General features: G+C 39.8%; 20 protein-coding genes. All 20 read left to right on the top strand.

Going from position 1 to position 23,459, the window contains the following annotated elements:
- Positions 1 to 123: 123 nt before the first annotated feature.
- The 20 genes from adhE to dltD all read left to right on the top strand — a co-directional run bounded on the left by adhE (position 124) and on the right by dltD (position 23,317).
- On the top strand, positions 124 to 2,742 hold the full coding sequence (gene adhE, locus ACNAN0_RS08825) for a bifunctional acetaldehyde-CoA/alcohol dehydrogenase (RefSeq protein ID WP_416353108.1): 2,619 nt from the start codon (positions 124 to 126) through the stop codon (positions 2,740 to 2,742).
- 287 nt (positions 2,743 to 3,029) lie between these two features.
- Positions 3,030 to 4,517: a glucose-6-phosphate dehydrogenase gene (zwf, locus tag ACNAN0_RS08820; RefSeq protein WP_230913988.1), complete on the top strand. Its 1,488-nt coding sequence runs from the start codon at positions 3,030 to 3,032 to the stop codon at positions 4,515 to 4,517.
- A 136-nt stretch (positions 4,518 to 4,653) separates the two neighbouring features.
- Positions 4,654 to 5,778, top strand: a complete 1,125-nt coding sequence (dinB, locus tag ACNAN0_RS08815) for a DNA polymerase IV (protein WP_416353107.1) — start codon at positions 4,654 to 4,656, stop codon at positions 5,776 to 5,778.
- Between the two features lie 38 nt (positions 5,779 to 5,816).
- On the top strand, positions 5,817 to 7,157 hold the full coding sequence (locus ACNAN0_RS08810) for a DRTGG domain-containing protein (protein ID WP_416353106.1): 1,341 nt from the start codon (positions 5,817 to 5,819) through the stop codon (positions 7,155 to 7,157).
- A 1-nt stretch (position 7,158) separates the two neighbouring features.
- Positions 7,159 to 8,127 carry a DHH family phosphoesterase gene (locus ACNAN0_RS08805; RefSeq protein WP_230913991.1) on the top strand — a complete coding sequence of 323 codons (969 nt, stop codon included), beginning with the start codon at positions 7,159 to 7,161 and terminating at the stop codon, positions 8,125 to 8,127.
- Positions 8,127 to 9,461, top strand: coding sequence for a DEAD/DEAH box helicase (locus tag ACNAN0_RS08800; RefSeq protein ID WP_416353105.1), 1,335 nt, complete (start codon positions 8,127 to 8,129; stop codon positions 9,459 to 9,461). The genes ACNAN0_RS08805 and ACNAN0_RS08800 overlap by 1 nt, the downstream gene beginning before the upstream one ends.
- A gap of 2 nt (positions 9,462 to 9,463) precedes the next feature.
- A complete protein-coding gene (locus tag ACNAN0_RS08795) occupies positions 9,464 to 10,384 on the top strand; it encodes a hypothetical protein (RefSeq protein ID WP_416353104.1) in 921 nt (306 codons plus the stop codon).
- A gap of 256 nt (positions 10,385 to 10,640) precedes the next feature.
- The gene (gene alaS, locus ACNAN0_RS08790) at positions 10,641 to 13,286 is read left to right on the top strand and encodes an alanine--tRNA ligase (RefSeq protein WP_230913994.1); all 2,646 of its coding nucleotides are present in this window, start codon (positions 10,641 to 10,643) and stop codon (positions 13,284 to 13,286) included.
- 93 nt (positions 13,287 to 13,379) lie between these two features.
- Complete coding sequence (locus ACNAN0_RS08785) at positions 13,380 to 13,637, top strand: IreB family regulatory phosphoprotein (RefSeq protein WP_230913995.1); 258 nt, start codon at positions 13,380 to 13,382, stop codon at positions 13,635 to 13,637.
- Complete coding sequence (gene ruvX / locus ACNAN0_RS08780) at positions 13,634 to 14,071, top strand: Holliday junction resolvase RuvX (protein ID WP_230913996.1); 438 nt, start codon at positions 13,634 to 13,636, stop codon at positions 14,069 to 14,071. The genes ACNAN0_RS08785 and ruvX overlap by 4 nt, the downstream gene beginning before the upstream one ends.
- Before the next feature lie 43 nt (positions 14,072 to 14,114).
- On the top strand, positions 14,115 to 14,438 hold the full coding sequence (locus ACNAN0_RS08775; RefSeq protein ID WP_269073919.1) for a DUF1292 domain-containing protein: 324 nt from the start codon (positions 14,115 to 14,117) through the stop codon (positions 14,436 to 14,438).
- Positions 14,439 to 14,545: 107 nt separating this feature from the next.
- Positions 14,546 to 14,791 (top strand): cell division protein ZapA, encoded by a 246-nt coding sequence (locus ACNAN0_RS08770; RefSeq protein WP_230913997.1) that lies wholly within the window; start codon positions 14,546 to 14,548, stop codon positions 14,789 to 14,791.
- 28 nt (positions 14,792 to 14,819) lie between these two features.
- Entirely contained in the window at positions 14,820 to 15,362 is a 543-nt protein-coding gene (locus ACNAN0_RS08765; RefSeq protein ID WP_230913998.1) for a CvpA family protein, read from the top strand.
- 277 nt (positions 15,363 to 15,639) lie between these two features.
- A complete protein-coding gene (locus tag ACNAN0_RS08760; protein WP_416353103.1) occupies positions 15,640 to 18,000 on the top strand; it encodes an endonuclease MutS2 in 2,361 nt (786 codons plus the stop codon).
- A gap of 83 nt (positions 18,001 to 18,083) precedes the next feature.
- Positions 18,084 to 18,395: a thioredoxin gene (gene trxA, locus ACNAN0_RS08755; protein WP_230914000.1), complete on the top strand. Its 312-nt coding sequence runs from the start codon at positions 18,084 to 18,086 to the stop codon at positions 18,393 to 18,395.
- A gap of 417 nt (positions 18,396 to 18,812) precedes the next feature.
- Positions 18,813 to 18,962: a teichoic acid D-Ala incorporation-associated protein DltX gene (locus tag ACNAN0_RS08750; RefSeq protein ID WP_230914001.1), complete on the top strand. Its 150-nt coding sequence runs from the start codon at positions 18,813 to 18,815 to the stop codon at positions 18,960 to 18,962.
- 17 nt (positions 18,963 to 18,979) lie between these two features.
- The gene (gene dltA, locus ACNAN0_RS08745) at positions 18,980 to 20,512 is read left to right on the top strand and encodes a D-alanine--poly(phosphoribitol) ligase subunit DltA (protein ID WP_416353102.1); all 1,533 of its coding nucleotides are present in this window, start codon (positions 18,980 to 18,982) and stop codon (positions 20,510 to 20,512) included.
- Positions 20,509 to 21,732: a D-alanyl-lipoteichoic acid biosynthesis protein DltB gene (gene dltB, locus ACNAN0_RS08740; RefSeq protein ID WP_230914003.1), complete on the top strand. Its 1,224-nt coding sequence runs from the start codon at positions 20,509 to 20,511 to the stop codon at positions 21,730 to 21,732. The genes dltA and dltB overlap by 4 nt, the downstream gene beginning before the upstream one ends.
- Before the next feature lie 44 nt (positions 21,733 to 21,776).
- The gene (gene dltC, locus ACNAN0_RS08735) at positions 21,777 to 22,016 is read left to right on the top strand and encodes a D-alanine--poly(phosphoribitol) ligase subunit 2 (RefSeq protein WP_416353101.1); all 240 of its coding nucleotides are present in this window, start codon (positions 21,777 to 21,779) and stop codon (positions 22,014 to 22,016) included.
- Complete coding sequence (gene dltD, locus ACNAN0_RS08730) at positions 22,013 to 23,317, top strand: D-alanyl-lipoteichoic acid biosynthesis protein DltD (RefSeq protein WP_416353100.1); 1,305 nt, start codon at positions 22,013 to 22,015, stop codon at positions 23,315 to 23,317. The genes dltC and dltD overlap by 4 nt, the downstream gene beginning before the upstream one ends.
- The last annotated feature ends 142 nt before the right edge of the window (positions 23,318 to 23,459 follow it).

Genomic DNA, 23,459 nt, shown 5'->3' with positions numbered 1-23,459 from the left:
ATTGATATATTTTAAAAAGTGTGAAAAAAATCACAAAAAACACTTTACAAGTTTAACGTGAACCTGTATGATAATAATTGTGAAAAGGATAACAAACAACCGATAACTTGGAGGTATAATCGAATGCTAAACGTAACAGATACAAAAAAGAAAAACGTTAAAAAGGCTGTTAACGTCGATGAAATGGTCAATAAATTGGTGGCGGATGCACAAGAAGCTTTGCAAGTGATGCACGGATTTGACCAAGAAAAAGTTGATGCAATTGTTCACGAAATGGCGATTGCTGGTTTAAATAAACATATGTATCTGGCAAAACTTGCTGTTGAAGAAACCGGCCGTGGCATTTATGAAGATAAAGCCATTAAAAATATGTATGCAACCGAAGAAATTTGGCATTCGATCAAAGCTGACAAAACGGTTGGTGTTATTGAAAATGATGAAGATAAACAAATTATGAAAATTGCTGAACCTATTGGAGTGATTGCTGGTGTGACACCAGTTACAAATCCAACCTCCACAACCATGTTTAAAGCAATGATTGCTATCAAGACTAGAAACCCAATTATTTTCGCATTTCATCCTAGTGCGCAAAAATGTTCAGCAGCTGCATTAGATATTATTAAAGCAGCTGCGGTCAAAGCTGGTTTACCTGCTGGAGCTTTAAGCTACATTCCAACGCCAAGTATTGATGCAACGAAAACATTAATGAATCATCCTGGTGTTGCAACGGTGTTAGCAACTGGTGGCCCAGGTATGGTTAAATCGGCCTATAGCACTGGCAAGCCAGCTTTAGGTGTTGGTGCTGGTAATGTGCCGGCATTCATTGAAAAAACTGCTAATCTGAAACAAGCTGTTAATGATATCTTATTATCGAAGTCATTTGATAATGGTATGATTTGTGCTTCCGAACAGGCAGCAATCGTTGAAGCACCGATCTATGATCAAGTAAAACAAGAATTTATCAAACAAGGCGCTTACTTAGTCAAATCTAAAGAATTGAAGCAACTTTCTGATAGGGTCATTGATCCAGAGAAACACGCCGTGAATCCAAATGTTGTTGGTCATTCTGCTATCGAGATCGCTAAATGGGCCGGTATCAAAGTGCCTAAGGGGACACAAGTACTAGTTGCTGAAATTGACGGCGTTGGTGATGAATATCCACTTTCACGTGAAAAATTATCACCAGTTTTGGCACTGTTAAAGGCAAAAGATGAGCAAGATGGTTTCAGACTAGCTGAAGAAATGCTTGAATTAGGTGGTTTGGGCCATTCAGCTGTGATCCATACGAACGATGATGACTTGATCGTCCAGTTTGGGATTCAAATGAAGGCGTGCCGGATTTTAGTGAATTCACCTTCAAGTGTCGGTGGCATTGGTGATCTTTATAACAATATGATTCCATCGTTGACGTTAGGCTGTGGTTCATATGGACATAATTCTATTTCACACAATGTGGGGACGATCGACTTGTTGAACATTAAGACAGTAGCAAAACGCCGGAATAACTTGCAGTGGGTCAAACTACCACCTAAAATCTATTTTGAAAAAAATGCCATCAATTATTTAGAAAAAATGCAAGATATCAGTCGGGTATTTATTGTAGCTGATCATGATATGGAAAGATTAGGCTATGTCAAAATCGTTGAAGATGCTTTGAAATTACGTAAAAATGAAGTTGAATTTGTATCTTTCTTAGATGTTGAACCGGACCCATCTACCGACACGGTTTATAAAGGCCGTGATATGATGAACGACTTTAAACCAGACACAGTCATTGCACTCGGCGGTGGTTCGGTGATGGATGCGGCTAAAGGTATGTGGATGTTCTATCAAGCGCCTGATTCTTCCTTCTTCAAAGCAAAACAAAAATTCTTGGATATTCGGAAACGGACTTACAAATTTCCTAAATTGGATAATGTAAAATTGATTTGCGTGCCGACGACTTCTGGAACTGGTTCTGAAGTGACACCATTTGCGGTTATCACGGATAGTCAGACGGGCGTCAAATATCCATTAGCTGATTATGCTTTGACACCAGATGTTGCGATCGTAGACAGTCAATTCATTCAAAGTGTGCCAAAAACAGTTGTCGCTGATAGCGGTTTGGACGTTTTATGCCATGCAATTGAAAGTTACGTGTCAGTAATGGCTAGTAACTATACCCGTGGTCTAAGCTTACAAGCCATTAAAATTGTTTTTGAAAACTTAAAAGCAAGTTATAACGGCGATGCTCATGCTCGGGAAAATATGCATGATGCTTCAACTATGGCGGGTATGGCCTTTGCCAATGCACTGTTGGGTATCAATCACTCGATTGCACATAAATTGGGTGGTGCCTTCCACTTACCACATGGACGGATGATTGCAATTACGATGCCACACGTGATTCAATACAATGCTAAGGTGCCTGAGAAACGTGCATTATGGGCAAAATATAGTTACTTCCGTGCTGACAGCGACTATGCGGATATTGCCCGTTATGTTGGTTTGGAAGGTAAAACTAACGCAGAGTTAGTAGACGCCCTTTGTCAAGCAATCGTTGATCTGGCTGAGAGTATTGGCGTTAAGATGTCTTTGAAAGATCAAGGCATCACGAAAGCACAAATTGATAAACAAGCTGATCAATTAGCTGAATTAGCTTATGAGGATAATTGTACGATCACCAATCCAAAAGAACCAATGATTGCTGATATGGCACAAATTATTCGAGATGAATGGGCTGGACCAAAATCTTCTCTCTAGACGTATAAATAGTTAGTTGTAAAATAACTGAATATAAAACTACAAGGTAGCTGGGACAAAACTAACATTTTGTTTTCAGCTACTATTTATTTGCGACCAATTAAATTTTAAACGTGTGCTGAACGCCATTGTTTCATTATCCTTGTTATTTTTATATAACGATAAGAAACTTTATGCAGCAACGACTTGATTTTCCTTTAAAATCAAAGTAATATTTGTGCTTGAATCTAATTATGTACGACTTTAAAATAAATGATAGCTTGTTAGAAATAAGAGGAGGGCTACACTTGGAAAATAACAGTGAAAATCAAGCACTGATTTATATTTTTGGTGGTTCTGGTGATTTAGCACACCGTAAACTTTATCCGGCATTATTTAATTTGTACCGCAAGGATCATATTAAGCACAATTTTGCAGTTATTGGTACAGCACGGCGGGATTGGAGCGATGATTATTACCGTGATACGATTTTAAAATCTCTCACTGAACTACCAGGTTCTTACAATCAAAAGATAGCCTTCACCAAACATTTTTATTATCAATCCCATGATGTGACTGACTCGAACCATTATGTAACTCTACGTCAATTGGGTGATGAACTGGATCAAAAGTATCATACTCAAGGTAATCGAGTTTTTTATATGGCCATGGCGCCCAAGTTTTTTGCGACCATAGCCGATCACATTAAATCAGAGGATTTATTGTCTGACCAAGGTTTCAATCGATTAGTGATCGAAAAACCATTTGGCCGTGATTACGAAAGTGCCAAAAATTTAAATGATGCAATCAGTAAAGCTTTTAAGGAAGAACAAATTTATCGCATTGATCATTATTTAGGTAAAGAAATGGTCTTAGGCTTGTTGCCGATGCGTTTTACCAACCCGATGTTTGAGCAAGTTTGGAATAAACAATTTATCGATAATATTCAAATTACCTTATTTGAAGCTTTAGGCGTCGAAGATCGTGCCGGCTATTATGAAACGGCTGGGGCACTGAGGGATATGGTCCAAAATCATGTGATGCAAATTCTTGCTTTGACGACATTAGAGCGCCCAGATGCCCTAAATGCCGCTGATATCAGAGATAAAAAGCGGTTACTTTTCCAAGCTTTGAAACCCTACACCCCTGAACAAGTTGATGCCAAATTTGTGCGCGGTCAATACGGTGCCAGCGATATTCCAGAGCATGAACCTGCTTATCGGCAAGAGAATAATGTTGATCCTAAATCACCAATTGAAACCTTTGTCGCTGGTGAGATCGATATTGATAATGATCAGTGGTCTGGTGTACCTATTTATATTCGCACAGGTAAACGCACACCAGAAAAGCGCACTCGAATCGATATTGTATTTAAGCCAAGTGCCAACCAAATCTTTGATCAACCTGCGGCAGCTAATATTTTGACTATTGATGTGGAACCTAGTGAAGGGGTAACATTACAATATAACGGTAAAAAAGTTGGTCAAACAACAACACCAGAAAGTTATTTAATGAGTTATCATCATTCTAAAGAGATGCTCAATGAAGTTTTAGATGCTTATGAACGTTTGATTTTAGATGTATTGGTTGGTGACAATACTAACTTCAGCCATTGGCACGAATTAGAGGCTACATGGCAATTTGTAGATGCGATTCGCCAACGCTGGGACAGCCAGGCACCAACTGACTTTCCGAATTATAAGAGTGGGACTGCCGGCCCTCAAGCTGCTGATGAACTATTGGCGAAGACTGGCCGTCACTGGATCTATCAGCCAACAGATAATACAAAGCGCTAAAACAAAACGCTAAAACAAAACACAAAAACTGTATTACAACAAGTTTAAGAGAGTCGATATAATGCCTATTATATCGGCTTTTTATTTGTTATAATAAAATTACCGTCTGTTAGGGTACAACAAATCGGGTGATTGAATGACGAAAGAAATGCTATTCGAATTACCGAATATTAATAATACAAATCGTAAAATTATTCATGTTGATATGGACGCTTTTTATGCATCTATCGAAATGAAACGGCATCCAAAATTGCGTCGGCGGGCACTGATTATTGCCCGAGATCCGCGGCAAACGCATGGTAAAGGCGTCGTGACGACAGCTAATTATGTGGCACGCCAATTTGGGGTTCATTCAGCCATGCCAGCGCAAAAGGCCTGGGAATTAACTAAAGACCAACGGCCCGTTTTTTTGCCACCGGATTTTGCCACTTATCGGGAAGTTTCTGCGCAGGTTCATGATATTTTTCGGGAAGTTACCGATGTGATCGAACCAGTTGCTTTGGATGAAGCTTATTTAGATGTTACGGAAAATAAGCTCGGCTTTAAACAAGCTATTGAAGCGGCTATTTATATTCAAAGTAAAATCTATAAGCGTTTAGCGTTAACCTGTTCAACGGGTATTTCTTATAATAAATACATTGCTAAGCTCGCTTCGGATTATCGCAAACCGTTTGGCCGTACGGTAGTTTTACCAGAACAAGCAGAGTCTTTTTTAATGCAGTTAAAGATTGAGAAATTTCAAGGCGTTGGGCGTAAGACTTTGCCTAAAATGCAGGCACTGCAAATTTATACCGGTGCTGACTTGCACGCTCAAAGTGAACGTTTTTTGATCGATCGGTTTGGAAAAATGGGTTATATGCTCTATCGCCGTGTGCGTGGTATCGATAATCGACCGGTGCAGGCGGACCGTGCCCGCAAGTCCGTTGGTAAAGAGCGCACCTATAATCCGCCAATATACGATGAATTAAAGATTCAGGCACAATTAAAGTATTTTAGCGGTTTGGTTGCTACAGCTTTAGCTCATAAAAATCTTCAGGGTAAGACCGTTGTTTTAAAAATGCGGGATAAGGACTTTAATACCATCACCAAGCGACAGACGTTAGCGGAATATATTTATCAATCTGCTGATATTTTGACAGCGGCCCAAGAATTATGGGCTACTTACGGTAGTTTGAAACACGGTGTGCGTTTATTGGGGATTACAATGACGAGTTTATTGTCGAAACAGTACGAAAATATCACGTTGCCGTTAATATATTAAAATAATCATTACTATTTTGTGGGATCGAGGTTATCAGTTTGGCCACCAAACATGAGCAAATTTTAGATTATATTGAGTCTGTACCGATCGGGAATAAAATTTCAGTGCGTTCAATTGCCAAAGCCCTGAACGTTAGTGAAGGCACAGCTTACCGGGCAATTAAAACTGCTGAAACCCAAGGATTGGTAACGACCATTGAACGGGTCGGCACGATGCGGATCGAGCAACGTTTGAAGGGTAAAATCGAAAATTTAACTTTCCGTGAGATTCTGAAAGCCATTGATGGTGAAATCTATGGTGGCACGAATGGATTAGATAAATTGTTAGATAAATTCGTTATTGGTGCCATGACGCTTGAAGCAATGGTACGTTATATTACGCCGAAATCATTGATGATTATTGGGAACCGGGAAGATGCTCAGGAATTAGCCCTGCGTAGTGGGGCGGCTGTTTTAATCACTGGTGGTTTTTCGGCAACACAGGCAATTACTAAGCTTGCGGATGAACTTGCTTTGCCAGTGTTAGGGACCACCTATGACACGTTCACGGTTGCAGCAATGATCAATCGAGTGCTGACAGATCAATTGATCAAAAAAGAGATCATTGTGGTGGGTGATATTTTTCAACCACTAGCCAAGACGGATTATTTGTTAAATACACAAACAGTACATGATTACATTGCGCTTACCAAGCATAGCGATCATTCGCGTTTCCCGGTCGTTAATAAACAAATGCGATTATTAGGTGTTGTCTCTGGCAAAGATGTTCTCAACCGTTCAGATAAAACCCCCATCGAAAAAATCATGACCAAAGACCCCATGGTGGTGCGCAAGAATAATAGTGCTGCTTCAGCAGGGCACTTAATGACTTGGAATAGTTTGGAATTGATGCCGGTAGTCGATAATAAGCTGCAGCTTGAAGGGGTCATTTCACGTAAAGATGTCATGGAAACGATGCAAATGGCGCCTAGACAACCTCAAGTGACGGATACTTTTTATGATCAAATGATGGGCAGTTTGCAAGTTTTGAAGAATGAATTGCCCAATGTTGCAACTTTGGCGCCAGAAAGTATGGGGTTTGAGTTTGTCGTAGAACCTCAGCTGGTCAATAGTTTAGGAACCGTCGCGTTTGGTGTTTTATCTGAAGTAGTGGTTGATAGCTGCCAGCGGTTATTGAATGAGCGATTTAAACAAAATGCAATCATTGAACAGATGGATCTTCATTATTTAAAATTGATTCAGCTGGAGAGTCATTTGTTGATTCAACCGCAAATTTTAGATAAAGGCCGTCGGTTTGCAAAGCTAGATGTTTCAGTCTATGCCAACCATGTTTTGTGTGCCAAAGCCATCGTGAACTGTCAGTTATTAGAAAGGAAATAATATGTCAATATTTACGGATATTATTAATCAAATCAAAGCTTTTGAAACGATCATTATTCATCGTCATGAGAATCCTGATCCAGATGCCATTGGCTCGCAAACGGGCTTAGCTTCCATATTAAGAGCAGCTTTTCCCGAAAAAAAGATTTATCAAGTTGGCAGCGAGAATGAAGGCTTAAGTTGGATCGATACGATGCAGACCATTGATGATTCTATGTATCAACAGGCGTTAGTTATTGTTTGTGATACAGCAAATACGCCAAGAATTAGTGACAAACGTTATGATCAAGGTCAGTCTTTGATCAAGATCGATCATCATCCCGATGACGACCATTACGGAGACTTGGTCTATGTTGATGCAGATGCTTCTAGCACTTCTGAGATTATCGTTGAACTGGTACATCAATCTGAGGGATTACTGAAGTTAAATGATGCGGCTGCTCGTAAGTTATATGCCGGTATCGTCGGCGATACTGGACGCTTCTTATATCCATCAACTTCTCCGGAGACATTTAAAATTGCCGCCGAGTTAGTTAGTTATAACTTTGAACACAATAAAGTCAGTCAACATATGAATGAGGTGACTTTACAACAAGCCCGTTTGCAGTCGTATGTTTATGATCATTTACAGTTGAATACACAAGGTGCGGCGTATGCCGTAATTAGCTTAGAGACAATGGCTAAAATGGGTGTCAGCAATGATCAAGCACATGCCGTTGTTTCCACGCCAGGACATCTACGTGAAGCCAAAGCTTGGTTTATCGCAGTGGAACAGCCTGATCATGGCTATCGCATCCATTTACGTTCAAAAGGGCCGGTTATTAATGAGTTAGCGAAGAAACACCGTGGCGGTGGGCACCCGTTAGCAAGTGGGGCTAAAGCAAGCGACACCCAAGAAATCGAACAAATTTATTCTGAATTAGAACAACTCGTCAGTACCGAACAAATAGAAAATGAGGGACATAACTAATGGCGGCAACCTTTAAACAATTTAATTTTTCGCCTCAGATGATTCAAGCTTTAGACAAAATCGGCTTTACAACACCGACTTCTGTCCAAGAAAAGTTATTACCAGCAGTGCTATCTGGCCGTGATGTTGTTGGACAATCACAAACTGGCAGCGGTAAAACACATACATTTTTAATTCCAATTTTAGAAAAAATTGATGTTAACAGCCAAAAAGTACAAGCAGTGGTCACTGCGCCAAGTCGAGAGTTGGCAACACAATTGTATCAAGCGTTTGAACAATTAGTTGCTACCTATGACCCTGATATCATGGTGCATAATTATGTTGGTGGGACGGATAAAGCCCGGCAAATTGAGAAACTGCAACATCATCAACCACAAATTGTGATTGGGACACCAGGCCGGATTTTAGATTTGATCACGGCTAACGCTTTGCAAGTTCAAACCGCGAAAACCTTTGTTGTGGATGAAGCTGATATGACTTTAGACCTTGGGTTTTTACCAGATGTGGATAAGATTGCTGGTAAAATGCCTAAGGAACTACAAATATTAGTTTTCTCCGCAACAATCCCCCCCAAGTTGCAGCCTTTTTTGCGTAAATACTTACACAATCCATTGTTTGAACAAATCCAACCAAAAACATTGATTCCTGAAACCATTCATAATTATTTGTATTTTACCCAAGGCCGCGATAAAAATGCGTTATTATATCGTTTGTTAACCATGGGTGAACCCTACTTGGTCTTGATTTTTGCAAATACCAAAGAAAAAGTAGACGAAGTTTATGACTTTTTGAAGCATAATGGTTTAAATGTGGCCAAAGTGCATGGCGGCATTCAAGCCCGCGAACGTAAACGGGTGATGAAAGCCGTGGTTAATTTGCAATATCAATACGTGGTGGCTACTGATCTAGCTGCCCGGGGAATTGATATTCCTGGCGTTTCTCATGTGGTAAATTATGAGTTGCCATCTGACTTAGAGTTCTTCATTCACCGCGTGGGTCGAACAGGGCGTAATGGCATGTCTGGCGTTGCCTATACTTTATATGGCCCCGATGAAACGCGTGGTGTTGATGCTTTAGAAAAAATGGGCATCTCATTCGAATCTGTCCGCTTAAAAGATGGTGTGTTAGTGCCGGCAAAAGACCGGCACCAACGGGAAAATCGGCATGCTAAAGGCAATGAGTTAGAGCCTTCATTAAAAGGGTATGTCAAAAAAGCCAAACGTAAACGCAAGCCGGGTTATAAACGCAAAATTAAAGCAGCCATTCAAGAAGACGCGCGTCAAAAGCGGAAAATTGAGCAACGACGCCTAAAACGTAAGAAAAGGAAGGGTTAATGATGGCAATTGAGCCAGCGGCATTAATGATCGAACATTGGCACAAATTGACTGCAAAACAGCAGCAGTATCAATTTGAACAATTACTACGTTATTTTGTGAGTCCACTGTTGTCGATTGCTAAGATCGAACCCGAAGCACATGAGTTTAATGGGTATCATTTTCAAACATGGCACGCTTTTATTTCTGGCATTGATTTTGTGCTGATTCCTGGGGTCAAACAGATTCAAGTTGGTCTGGATCAAGCCCAATTGACGCAAGTACGTGCAAAATTTAAACGACAGTTGTCTGAAATACCATTACAACCATTAAGTGCTCAAACCGTTCAAGTGCCGCCGATGCTGGTCGCCCAAGAACCAATTTTGTTCGATTTAGAGCCAAGGGGCGTTTATGTGATTGCTGATGCGCAATATTATGGTGATCCTTTTTACCAGAAACGCCGGGCTCAAGATATTACGCAGGTACAGCGGGTGATTCATGAACGGACAAGTTTGAATCCCTTCACGAACCAACTGCCCTCAGACTTAGAGACGGCAGTGGGACGTGTTGAATTGGCAACATCTCAAGATTATTATCGTTTCAGTTTGACCCGTAATATGGCAGACTTTTCAACGTTACAGCAAACGTTGACTCGTCAAGGGATGACTTTATTGGACCGGGCAGCTTATGCTTATTTGCGCAGTTACCACAATCAAGTCCTTGTACCTGAATTAGGATCAGCTAATTATTTTGGCCTTGTATTTCCTGAAAAACAGCAAGGTGAAATATTACAAGATGAAACGGTGGTTGGTGGACTGACACGATCACCTGAACTACAAACATTAGCAGCATCTTGGAACTTTGAATATACACCAGCACTAGCTAAGCTGGACAAGCAACAATTATATTATCGGCCTGTGATCAACATTGAATTCAATAATTGACTTTACAGAAAACACTGCTTATAATTAAAAAGGCAAACGGGACATGTCGTTAAGTAGGCTCACTACAGAAACAAATCGATGCTGAGAAGATTTGGTCAGCCGCTTTAGCGATGCTACCCATAGAATAGATAACAAGTAAAATAAGATAATTAAGTGGCTAACGAAACATCGTTGCAATCAAGGTGGTACCGCGTGTAGGCGTCCTTGAATCGCAAGATGTTTTTTTATTTCTTAATTTCACGTTGGAGGTATTTGTATGAAAAAATTATCAAGTGCTGAAGTTCGACGAATGTTTTTGGACTTCTTTAAAAGTAAGGGGCATGATGTTGAACCTAGTGCCTCTTTGATTCCTGAAGATGATCCAACTTTGTTATGGATCAACTCGGGTGTGGCAACATTAAAAAAATATTTTGATGGGTCTGTCATTCCTAAAAATCCGCGGATCACAAATGCTCAAAAAAGTATTCGGACAAATGATATTGAAAATGTTGGTAAAACAGCACGCCATCACACCTTCTTTGAAATGCTGGGTAATTTCTCTGTTGGGGATTACTTTAAAGATAAGGCAATTCCATGGGCTTGGGAGTTGTTAACTAGCCCAGAGTGGTTTGATTTTGATGAAGACCGCCTTTATGTGACTGTCTATCCTAAAGATACAGAAGCTTATCGTATTTGGCATGAAGTGGTGGGGCTGCCAGAAGACCATATCATTAAAATTGAAGATAACTTTTGGGATATTGGTGAAGGTCCTAGTGGTCCCGATTCCGAGATCTTTTATGACCGCGGTGAAGCCTTCAACAACTTAGCACCCGACGATCCGGAGAACTATCCTGGTGGTGAAAATGAACGCTACCTTGAAATTTGGAATATTGTCTTCTCTGAGTTCAATCATTTACCCGATGGCCGTTATGTCGAACAACCACATAAAAACATTGATACGGGTATGGGTCTAGAGCGAATGGTATCGGTTATTCAAAATGCGCCGACCAACTTCGAAACCGACCTATTTTTACCTTTGATTCATCAAACAGAAACATTGAGTGATCATAAGCAATATGATCAAAACAAAGCCGACGATACTTCCTTCAAAATCATTGCCGACCATGCACGTGCCGTTACCTTTGCGATCGGTGACGGCGCCTTACCTTCCAATGAAGGGCGGGGTTATGTTTTACGGCGTCTGATTCGACGGGCGGCTTTAAATGGTCAAAAATTGGGCATTAATCGTGCTTTTTTATATGAACTTGTGCCAACTGTCGGTAAAATCATGGACAGTTACTATCCCGATGTTTTGGCCCAAAAAGATTTTATTGCTAAAGTTATTAAATCTGAGGAAGAACGTTTCCAAGAAACCTTAAAAGATGGCTTAGATTTACTAAATAATTTAATTGCTAGTCTCAAAGCAAGCGGTGAAAAACAGCTGAGTGGTGCGGATGCCTTTAAATTATTTGATACTTATGGTTTTCCGCTTGATTTAACGGTGGAGTATGCCAAAGATGAAGGCTTAGCCGTAGATGTTGCTGAATTTGATCGGCAAATGGAAGCCCAAAAACAGCGGGCACGTAATGCGCGTTCTGATGAACAGTCCATGGGATCGCAGAATAAACTGTTAATGGATATCAAAGATCCAAGTGAATTTACGGGTTATGTGGAACTGATCGATAATCAAAGCGTATTGAAAGAAATCATTATTGATGACGCGTTACAAGATGAAGCACCGATTGGTAAAGCAGAAATGATTTTTGATGAAACACCATTTTATGCTGAAATGGGTGGTCAAGTTGCAGACATTGGGGTCATTAAAAATAGTCAGGGTGAAACAGTTGCCAAAGTGACGGACGTACAGCATGCACCAAATGGACAGCCGCTGCACTTTGTGGATGTGTTACAACCAATGGCTAAGGGCAGTGTTTATAGCTTACAAGTCGATGCACAATTTCGGCGACGGGTGCGCCGCAACCATACGGCAACTCATTTATTAGACCAAGCGTTACGCGATGTTTTAGGCGCACATACACACCAAGCAGGATCATTAGTTGAGCCGGATTATTTGCGGTTTGACTTCACCAACTTTGGGCAAGTCACACCAGAACAATTACAGCAAATTGAAAAAATCGTTAACGAAAAAATTTGGGCTGAGATACCAGTTGAATCAGTCGAAACAACGATGGATGAAGCTAAAAAAATGGGTGCTGTGGCTTTATTTACTGAAAAATATGGGGATATCGTACGAGTCGTTAATATTGGCAATTGGTCGATTGAACTATGTGGTGGCACTCATGTAGCCAACACTGCTGAAATTGGCCTGTTCAAGATTAAAACGGAATCAGCTGTTGGCGCAGGTGTTCGGCGTATTGAAGCGGTCACTGCTGGAGATGCTTTTGCTTATTTAAATCAGCAACACGATTTGTTGGCTCAAACAGCGCAACAATTAAAAGTGGCTAAGACAACGGATGTTTTGTCTAAAGTAGATCAATTACAGACAGAATTGCGGCAATTAACCAAGAGCAATGAAAGTCTTAAAGCAAAATTTGCGCAACAGCAAATGGGCCATATTTTTGATGATGTGCAAAAAGCTGGTAATTACACTATTATTACGGGTCAGGTACAAGTGGATGGTATGAATGCTTTGCGGCAGTTAGCCGATCAATGGAAACAAAAACAAGCTTCTAATGTTTTAGTTTTGACGACAGCTAATGAAGGCAAGGTTAGTTTGATCGTTGCGGTCGACCCTGAAACGGTCAAAGCTGGCATCAAAGCTGGAGATATGGTCAAAGCAATTGCACCAGCTGTTGGCGGCGGTGGCGGTGGCCGACCAGATATGGCTCAAGCCGGCGGTAAAAAGCCTGAAGGGATGCAAGCAGCCTTGAAAACAGCTGTTGAATGGTTAACTAATAAATAGGCTTGAATTGGGTTACAAATGAGATTTAATTGTGATTTATAGCCAAATCAGTTACAATTAGCAGTAATGAGCAAGAACGTGGGGGTAGTTAACATGAGTTCGTTAGACAAAACCATGCATTTTAATTTTGGCGAAAATGATTCCAAAAATGTCAAAGAAACTTTAGAGTCCGTGTATCAATCACTTGAGGAAAAAGGCTATAATCCAATTAATCAAATTGTGGGGTATCTCTTGTCTGGGGATCCAGCTTATATTCCACGGCATAATGATGCGCGGAATTTAATTCGCAAACATGAGCGTGATGAGATTATTGAAGAACTCGTACGCAATTACCTTGAGAAAAATAAATGAGTCGCTTAATGGGTTTAGATGTTGGTTCACGCACAGTGGGTGTGGCCGTTTCTGATTTACTGGGCTGGACGGCACAGGGCGTTGAGATCATTAAAATCAATGAAGATCAGGCAGAATTTGGCCTAGATCGTTTAGCGGCGCTAGTGGATCAATATGAAATTGCTGGTTTTGTTTTGGGATTACCCAAAAATATGAATAACACCCTAGGACCAAGAGCAGAGAAGTCTCAGGCATACGGTCAAATGTTGGTGGATCGTTTCGGCTTACCAATAGATTTTATTGATGAGCGATTAACGACCGTTCAAGCAGAACGGATGCTTGTAGAAGAAGCAGATACGTCACGGAAAAAAAGAAAACAAGTGATCGATAAACTGGCCGCAGTGATGATCTTGCAAAATTATTTGGATGCTAAAGGTAAATTAACGACATTATAATTTTTTGATTGACGCAAATACGCCACCAAAATGGAGGACAACAATGTCTGAAAAAGATGAAAATAAGAATTATGCTGCTGATATGACAGACCAACAGATCACCCTCGTTGATGATCAAGGTAATGAAGAACTTTACCAAGTGCTTTTTACCTTTGATTCAGAGGACTATGACAAGTCTTATATTTTGTTATATCCAGCAAGCGCCAGTGAAGATGAAGAAGTAGAAATCCAAGCTTTTTCATTTAAACCAGATGCTAATGGCGATGCAAGTCAGGGTGATTTATACCCTATTGAAGATGATGCCGAGTGGCAGATGGTTGAAGAAGTGTTAAATACGTTTTTAGCCGATGATGGCACGGATTATTAACTTTACAAATAATTCATTTAAGTAAGGTTTCTAAAGTAGATTTGTTTTTTTTCATGATTTAATTTAAAATAGTTTCATTAATTTGTTGGAGTCAAAGGAGAATCCTCATGGCCGAGGAAAAAAGGCGTTATAAGGCAGTGATCAATGGTAAGACATATGTGATCATTGGACCTGGAAGTGAAGCACATATGGCAGCGGTGACTGAAATGCTAAATCAGCAGTTGCAAGATATTCAAAAATTATCATCTAATATTTCTACTGAGGATGCGGCAATTTTATTAGCATTTAATGCCATCTCCGATCAAATTAAGTATAAAGAAGAAATAGATGATGATTCAGAAAATCATGAATAAATGAATCTTTAGTTGGTGAAGGAAAAGTATGTTAAGCTTATTAATTGTTTTGGTTATCGCTTACGGGATGTATATTGGTGCCCGCCGCGGGTTGCTTTTGCAAGCTGTTTATACTTTTAGCTATCTCATATTTGTTGGGATCGCTTATTTGGTATATCGTAACTTAGGCAAAGGCTTAACTTTATTAGTACCCTATCCTTCAGCAACTTCTAACAGTCATTTTGCATTTTTTGATGCTAGCTTAGGACTCAAGCTTGATACTGCTTTTTATGCTGGCTTTGGCTTTTGTCTCATTATCTTTATTGGCTGGTTGATCATGAAATTCGCTGGCATTTTTTTACAATCTTTAACCTTTTATCCAATTGACTATACGACTAGTATTTTAGGTGCAATGGTTTTAGCTTTCTTTACAAATTATATCGGCGTATTTTTATTGCTTTACTTATTAGCATTAATTCCAATTGATGGGTTACAGCATGCTCTGGGGACTTCTTGGGCAGCTGTTTCGATTGTACGTTACTCACCCCTGTTAACGAACTTAGCCACGCACTGGTGGATCGTTGCGGTTTGATTTGTACAGATAAAAGCTTAATATGGCTTTAAGATATGAGCGCGTGAGCCAAAAGACGTTCAATAACCGAGCACTAACAAGAATCACGATAAATGGGTGGACCTTTCCATTGGAGTGTGTCGTCGTTAAATGAGGATATATCTTTTGAAACTCGTTTAAACAATAAATAGTCGTAATTAACAGGTGGCTGAAAACAAAACGTTGGTTTTGTCTCGGCCATTTTTGCTGCATATGTATCAATTTAGCTTGACCTTGGCAGATAAAGAGGAAGTGTAAGATGAACTCCAAAGTACTAGATACCTTAGAATTTAAAACGATTACCGAAAAATTACAACAATATGCTGTGACAGCAATTGCACAAAAACAGATACAACAACTGCAACCAAGTAATGATGTGCGTCTTGTCGCTGCAAACTTGGAAGAAACTGATGATGGTGCTACAATTTATCGTTTGCAAGGTGGCATTCCAGTGGCAACATTACAGGATATTGAACCACAGTTAAAACGTTTGCGGATCGGCGCGATGTTAAATGGTGCTGAATTGGCAGAAATCAGCCGTTTATTGCGAACAACAGCAGCCATTCACCGTTTCTTTTCAGATTTACAGGCACAAGAGGTTACATTGACGCATGTCTATGATATTGCGGCTGAGTTGACCCTATTGCCAGAGCTTTCACAACGGTTGCGACGTTCTGTGGATGAGACCGGGCATATTCAAGATGAAGCTTCTTCAGCTTTGAAGGGGATTCGAAGTGGTATCAAACAATTATCAGATCAAATTCGCAGTAAAATGGATAGTTATACACGTGGCAGTCAAAGCAAGTACTTGAGTGAACCAGTTGTTACTATTCGCGACGATCGTTATGTGATTCCCGTGCGTTCGGAATATCGAGGTCAATTTGGTGGTGCGATCCACGACCAGAGTGCTAGTGGGCAAACAGTTTATATAGAACCTCAAAGCGTGATGGAGCTGAATAATCGGCTGCGTCAACTACAGATGCAAGAAGCCCAAGAAGTCCAACGTATTTTAGCAGAATTGTCTGAAGCACTCGTGCCTTACCTGCGTGAGTTAGGTGAGAATTCGACCATTTTGGGGCACTTAGATTTAATCAATGCCAAAGCCCGCTTTGCCCATGATATGCATGCCACCCGTCCCTGGATCAGTGAAAATAATGAAGTCAATCTAAAACACGCGCGCCACCCATTGATCGATCCTCAGAAGGTGGTACCGAATGATATTTATATTGGTAAGGATTTTCAATGTATTGTCGTAACCGGTCCTAATACGGGGGGAAAAACGATTACGTTGAAAACACTGGGACTGTTGCAGTTAATGGCGCAATCAGGGTTATTTATTCCAGCCGGTGAAGAGAGCGAAGTTGGCGTTTTTTCAGATATTTTCGCTGATATTGGTGATGAGCAGTCGATTGAACAAAATCTAAGTACATTTTCATCTCATATGGAAAATATCATTGATATTTTGAATCAAGTAGATGATCACGGTTTAGTCTTACTAGATGAATTAGGCGCCGGTACTGATCCACAAGAAGGGGCTTCTTTAGCAATTGCAATTTTAGATCATTTGGGACAAATTGGGAGTTATGTTGTGGCGTCGACCCACTATCCTGAACTAAAGGTTTATGGTTATGAGCGGCCACAGACAATCAATGCCAGTATGGAATTTGATGTCGCCACGTTAAAGCCTACTTATCGATTAATGATCGGCATGCCAGGCCGCAGTAATGCTTTTGATATTTCGGCACGCTTAGGTATGCCAACAAGTATTGTTTCAAGTGCCAAACAGCTACTCAATAGTGAGAGCCAAGACCTAAACAATATGATTTCTGATTTGGAAAATCAACGCAAGGCTGCAGAGACCGAATATTTAGACCTACGTCATCAATTAAAAGAAGCTCGAACACTTCACGACGAATTGGAAAAAGCCTATGAAGATTTCTTTACTGAACGCCAAAATCAGGAGAATCTTGCAAAAGAAAAAGCAAATCAAATTGTTGAAAAGGCACAAAAACAGGCTGATAAAATCATTGCTGATTTGCGGCAAATGCAACTTAATGGACAACAACCCGTTAAAGAAAATCAATTGATCGAAGCAAGCACACAGTTAAAAAATCTAAAACAGGAACCAACTTTGGCAAAGAATAAGGTCTTACGGCGTGAGAAAAAACGCCAAGCCCTAAAACCTGGTGATGAAGTCAAGGTTTTGTCTTATGGGACTCAAGGAACATTGCTGGAAAAAGTTGGGAATCATCAGTGGCAGGTTCAACTGGGCATTTTAAAAATGACGATTGATGCCAACGATTTGGAAAAAGTCAAAGCACCAAAACAACAAGCACCGCAACGACAATTTGCAACTGTTGCCAGTTCAGGCAGTCATGTCTCAACGCAATTAGATCTGCGTGGTGAGCGTTATGAAGCGGCAATGAGCCGTCTCGATCAATATATTGATGCAGCCTTACTAGCTGGATATCAACAGGTTACAATTGTTCACGGTAAAGGTACTGGTGCTATTCGGCAGGGCGTTCAAGAATATTTAAAGAAAAATCGACGGGTTAAAAAATTTGCTTATGCACCAGCGTCCGCCGGTGGTAATGGGGCAACGATTGCCACGTTACAATAAATACTCATTTTTTGTAAGCAAAAAGATTGCATTAACGTTGCTATCTGTTAAAATATTAAAGAGAAAGATGGAGGTGTTGTTTAATGGTTCAAGAAATAACAGATAAGAATTTCGAATCAGAGACTAAAGATGGTGTTGTTTTAACCGATTTTTGGGCAACTTGGTGTGGCCCTTGTCGGATGCAGTCACCTGTTGTTGAGAAGTTAGCTGAAGAAAACGACGATGTTAAGTTCACCAAAATGGATGTCGATGCAAATCCAGAAACACCTCAACAATTTGGCATCATGGCAATTCCAACTTTGATCATTAAAAAAGATGGTCAGGTTGTTGAAAAATTAGTTGGCTATCAATCAAAAGAGCAATTGGAAGCCACATTAAGTAAATATACCGCTTAATAAGGTTGAGCTAGTGGCTGGGACAAGACTAACGTTTTGTTTTCGGCCACTATTTGTTTGCGAATAATTAAATTTTAAACGGGTGCCAAAAGGCAACACCTTTTGTCTCATTCTCTTGTGATGAGGGGTAAGCCTTAATAGATCTACCATTAGTTTGGTAGATCTATTAAGGCTTTTTTTGTTTTCAGAAAAATAGCAGATAAAAATTTATTTTTTTCATATATGAGCGCCCTTGTGCGTAATTTATGTTACCATAGTTGAGATAAAGCTTATGTTTGGAATTAATTCTTGTTCAATATGTGAACTTACAATTTTGTTAGTTCAGCGTAAGCCTTAAGTATTGGTGAATTCAATTGAAATGATTATAATTTATATGTGTCGATTGAATATCTTGGTATATACAAAGGGGGGATTGATATGAGTGAGAAGTGGCATGCATTTTGGCAGAATAGTACCGCCAAGTTTTGGCTGCGTTCTGCACTCTATTTTGTGATCCTGTTGATATTGATTTATCTTTATAGTTACAGTGGCATAAACAATAGTGGATTCATTTATAATGAATTTTAATGTGGGAGGATAATTCCTTGAAAGTTACGAATATTATTGAAGCTATTGATCATAACGCTTTGACTGATCCGACTAAGATCAGCTATGTTGACGGTGAACAAACCTATACTTATGGTCAACTCAAAGCGGCTTCAGATCGAGTTGCCGCATTTTTGCAACAACAAACGCTACCTGCAAAGGCACCAGTTGTCGTTTACGGTGGTCAAACCTTTGCAGTAATTGCAACTTTTTTAGGTGCAGTTAAAGCAGGCCATGCGTATATTCCAGTGGATACACATTCTCCTAAAGAACGTCTGATTCAAATCAATGAAGTTGCTAAACCAGGTGCCATTATTGAATTAGCACCATTACCAATTGATTTAGAAACACCAATTTTTAGCCAAAAAACGATGACGCAAGTCATGACTGATTCTGCTAGTTCAACGACTTATGATGCAGCACAAAGTGTTCAAGGTGATGACAATTTTTATATTATCTTTACTTCCGGGACTACTGGTGTCCCTAAGGGGGTTCAGATCAGTCACCAAAATCTGTTGAGTTATGTGAATTGGACTTTAAGTGATTTTGACCTTTATAAGGGCATTCGCACCCTTTCACAAGCACCTTATTCTTTTGATTTGTCGGTGATGGATCTATATCCAACCCTGGCTTTAGCCGGTACTTTAGTCGCATTACCCAAAGAGATCACTGATAATTTTAAAGATTTATTTGCAACTCTGCCTAAATTGAAGGTAAATGAATGGGTGTCAACGCCGTCTTTTGTAGAAATCTGCTTACTGGAACCAACTTTTGATCAAGCACATTATCCTGAATTAGATCACTTTTTATTCTGCGGTGAAGAATTAACTCAAAAAACGGCCCATGAACTCTTACAACGCTTCCCCCAAGCAGAGATTTATAATACTTATGGACCAACAGAAGCCACTGTTGCGGTGACTGGTGTAAAGATCACGCCTGAAATTACCGCTAAATATGATCGTTTACCAATTGGTAAAGCTAAATCAGATACGTTAATTTATGCTGTTGATGAGCAAGGTCAGAAAGTGCCAACTGACACCAACGGTGAATTGATTATTTCTGGCCCTAGTGTTTCTAAGGGATATTTGAATAATCCCGAAAAAACCGCCAAGGCCTTTTTCAAATTAGATGGCCAGCAGGCATATCGTTCAGGCGATTTAGGCTTTATTGATACAGACGGTATGATTTTTTATCGCGGTCGCACAGATTTTCAGATTAAAATGCATGGTTATCGGATCGAATTGGAAGATGTGGATCAAAACTTAATGCAAGTACAATATGTCAAACAAGCGAGCACGGTACCGCGCTATAATAATCTGCATAAAGTCACGCAAATCGTTGCGTATGTGGTGCCAAAACCAAATCAATTTGAGTCTGAAGCTGATTTGATTAAAGCTATTAAGGCTGAATTAAGCCAAAATGTTATGGAATACATGGTGCCTCAACGGATTATTTTTAAAGACAGCTTACCATTGACAGCGAATGGGAAGGTTGACCGCAAAACCCTGATTGCTGAGGTCAATCCTTCATGATCAATTTACAACCTTATGAAAATCCCATGTACTTTGGCTACTTACTCATTGGTTTAATACCGGTTATCATTGGGATGCTATTTGAAAAAAGATTTCGTTGGTATGAAACTATCTTTTCGCTGTTCTTTCTCATATTGATATTTGATGGGCCCAAAGTTGCGCAAGGTATTGCTTTGATCGGGTATACGATCTTTGAATTATGTGTGGCTTTTGCGTATTTTCATTATCGGACTAATGACCATTCTAAGAATAAGACTTGGGTTTTCTATTTGGCGGTAATCTTAGCCATTGTGCCATTAGTCATCGTCAAATTTACGCCGCTATTTGATCCACAGCATCCTTCGATCTTTGGGTTTTTGGGTATTAGTTATTTAACATTTAAAGTTGTCGGTATCGTCATGGAGACTCGGGACGGATCGATCAAGTCACTGAGTATCATGAAATTCTTACAATTTCTGTTATTCTTTCCAACGATTTCCTCTGGACCAATTGACCGCTATCGGCGCTTCATCAAAGATTATGATCGCGTGCCTACGCGAGCACAGTATTTAACCCTATTGGACAAGGGTGTCCACAACATCATGTTGGGTTTCTTATACAAATTTGTTTTAGGCTATTTATTTGGGACGATGCTGTTACCAAATTTCGAACACTTGGCGATGCTGAGCCGAAATAATTTCTTAGGTATTTCTTGGCCACTCGTTGGGGTTATGTATGCTTATAGTTTGTATTTATTCTTTGATTTTGCAGGTTACTCATTATTTGCAGTGGGTGTCAGTTATATTATGGGTATCGAGACGCCGATCAACTTTAATAAGCCGTTCTTGTCATGGAATATTAAAGAGTTCTGGAACAGATGGCATATGACTTTGTCTTTCTGGTTCCGAGACTACATCTATATGCGCTTTGTTTTCTTTATGATGAAACATAAGATTCTGAAAAGTCGGATCGCGATGGCCAATTTAGGCTATTTAGTATTATTCTTAGTCATGGGTATCTGGCATGGGGAAACTTGGTACTATATTGTTTATGGTTTATTCCATGCCACAGTGATGATTTTGACGGATGCTTGGCTGCGGCTTAAAAAGCGACATAAGAATTGGTTCCCATCTAATAAGTTCACCCATGTGATGGCGGTCATTATGACGGCTAATATGGTTTGTTTTAGTTTTCTGATATTCTCAGGCTTTTTAGACCGCCTATGGTTTATCGGGCGCTAATCAAAGTTTGAATTTAAAAAGCAATATTTTGAGGAGAGATTAAGATGGATAATGTTCGTGAGACAGTATTAAATATTTTGACTGATTTAACAGGTTCTGATGAAGTAAAAACAAACCCAGATATGGATTTATTTGAGAGCGGTTTGTTGGATTCAATGGGCACAGTGCAATTATTATTGGAGTTACAATCTCAATTAGGGGTAGATGCCCCTGTTTCTGAATTTGATCGGACTGAATGGGCAACACCAAATAAAATTATTGCTAAAGTGGAAAGTATGCAATGAAAATGGGTAAGAAGCTTTGGCAAATTTCTGGCCCACTAGTGGTTGCTGCAGTTGCCATCGTTATTTTATTTTTACTTCCAAGTAATTATCATCCGGCTTCTAAAACAACGATCGACAAGGCAGCTAGTTCACTCTCCGCAAATGTTTTGAAAGGGGACGGCCTAAAGGACCAAGCTTTTAAATCAGGTGAATTTGTGCCATTTATTGGTTCTTCAGAGTTGTCCCGAATGGATCCTTTTCATCCAACGGTTTTAGCAGAAAAATATCATCGTGACTATCAACCCTTTTTATTAGGTGCACCTGGGACTCAGTCTTTAACGCATTATTTCTCATTACAAGCAATGGCTGGGGTTCAGCATAAAAAAGCCGTGGTGATCATTTCACCTCAGTGGTTCGTTCCCCGAGGTACGCGGCCAAACATGTTTGGTTTTTATTATTCACCACTACAAGCGGTCAATTTTCTAGAGTCAGCTAAAGATACGACGATGGATCGTTATGCCGCTCGTCGCTTGTTGCAGATGCCTTCTGGTAAATCCGATGGGATCGTCCATGCTTCTTTATTGCAAATTGCAGCAGGGATGCCTCTGACCAGCTTTCAAAAGTTTTATTTGAAGGATATCAAGGGGAATGCCTTGAATACACAAGATGATTTATTTAGTCGTTGGTTCATTCGTGACCGGCGGCAGCAAATTCAAAACGGCTTAGAGCGGCTGCCTTCCGATTATAGTTTTTCAGAATTGGATGATTTAGCTGGTGAGTTGGGCAAAGGTGAAACCACCTCCAATGACTTCCAAATCAAAAATTCTTTTTATAATCATCAACTTAAAAATTTACAAGGTAAACTTAAAAATTCACAAACGCATTTTAATTATGAGTTTGGGCCGGAGTATTCTGATTTTCAATTATTGTTAAGTCAGTTTGCCAAGAATAGGATGGATGTTCTATTTGTTATCCCACCGGTCAATCAACGGTGGGCAGACTATACTGGTCTACCAGAGCAGACCCTCCAAGCTTTCGATCGCAAGATTACTTATCAGTTAAGGTCTCAAGGCTTTAATCATATCAAGGACATGACAGATGACGGTAGTGAAGATTACTTTATGCAAGATACGATTCATCTAGGTTGGCGCGGTTGGTTAGAGATGGATAAAAGTGTACAGCCATTCTTGACGACGCTTAAAGCTAAAAATGTGGATTATCAGATCAACAATCATTTTTATACTAAACGTTGGCAAGAAACGCATGCCAATGATGTGCCTGACTTACGAGGGACAAGTGATCAAAATGATGATCAAGAATAATTTAGCATACATCTAAAATTAAATTATTGGTAAAATAATAGAGGCTGGAAACAAAACGTTAGTTTTGTACCGGCCTCTATATTTTTTACTAATAAACATTGCCTTAAAAGAACCGCAAGTCATTGCAATCAAAATTAAGTGT

This window comes from Agrilactobacillus fermenti (assembly GCF_047943045.1).
Lineage (GTDB): Bacteria > Bacillota > Bacilli > Lactobacillales > Lactobacillaceae > Agrilactobacillus > Agrilactobacillus fermenti.
The sequence above is the reverse complement of the archived record's forward strand: the minus strand, read 5'-3'. Positions and strand labels throughout refer to the sequence as shown.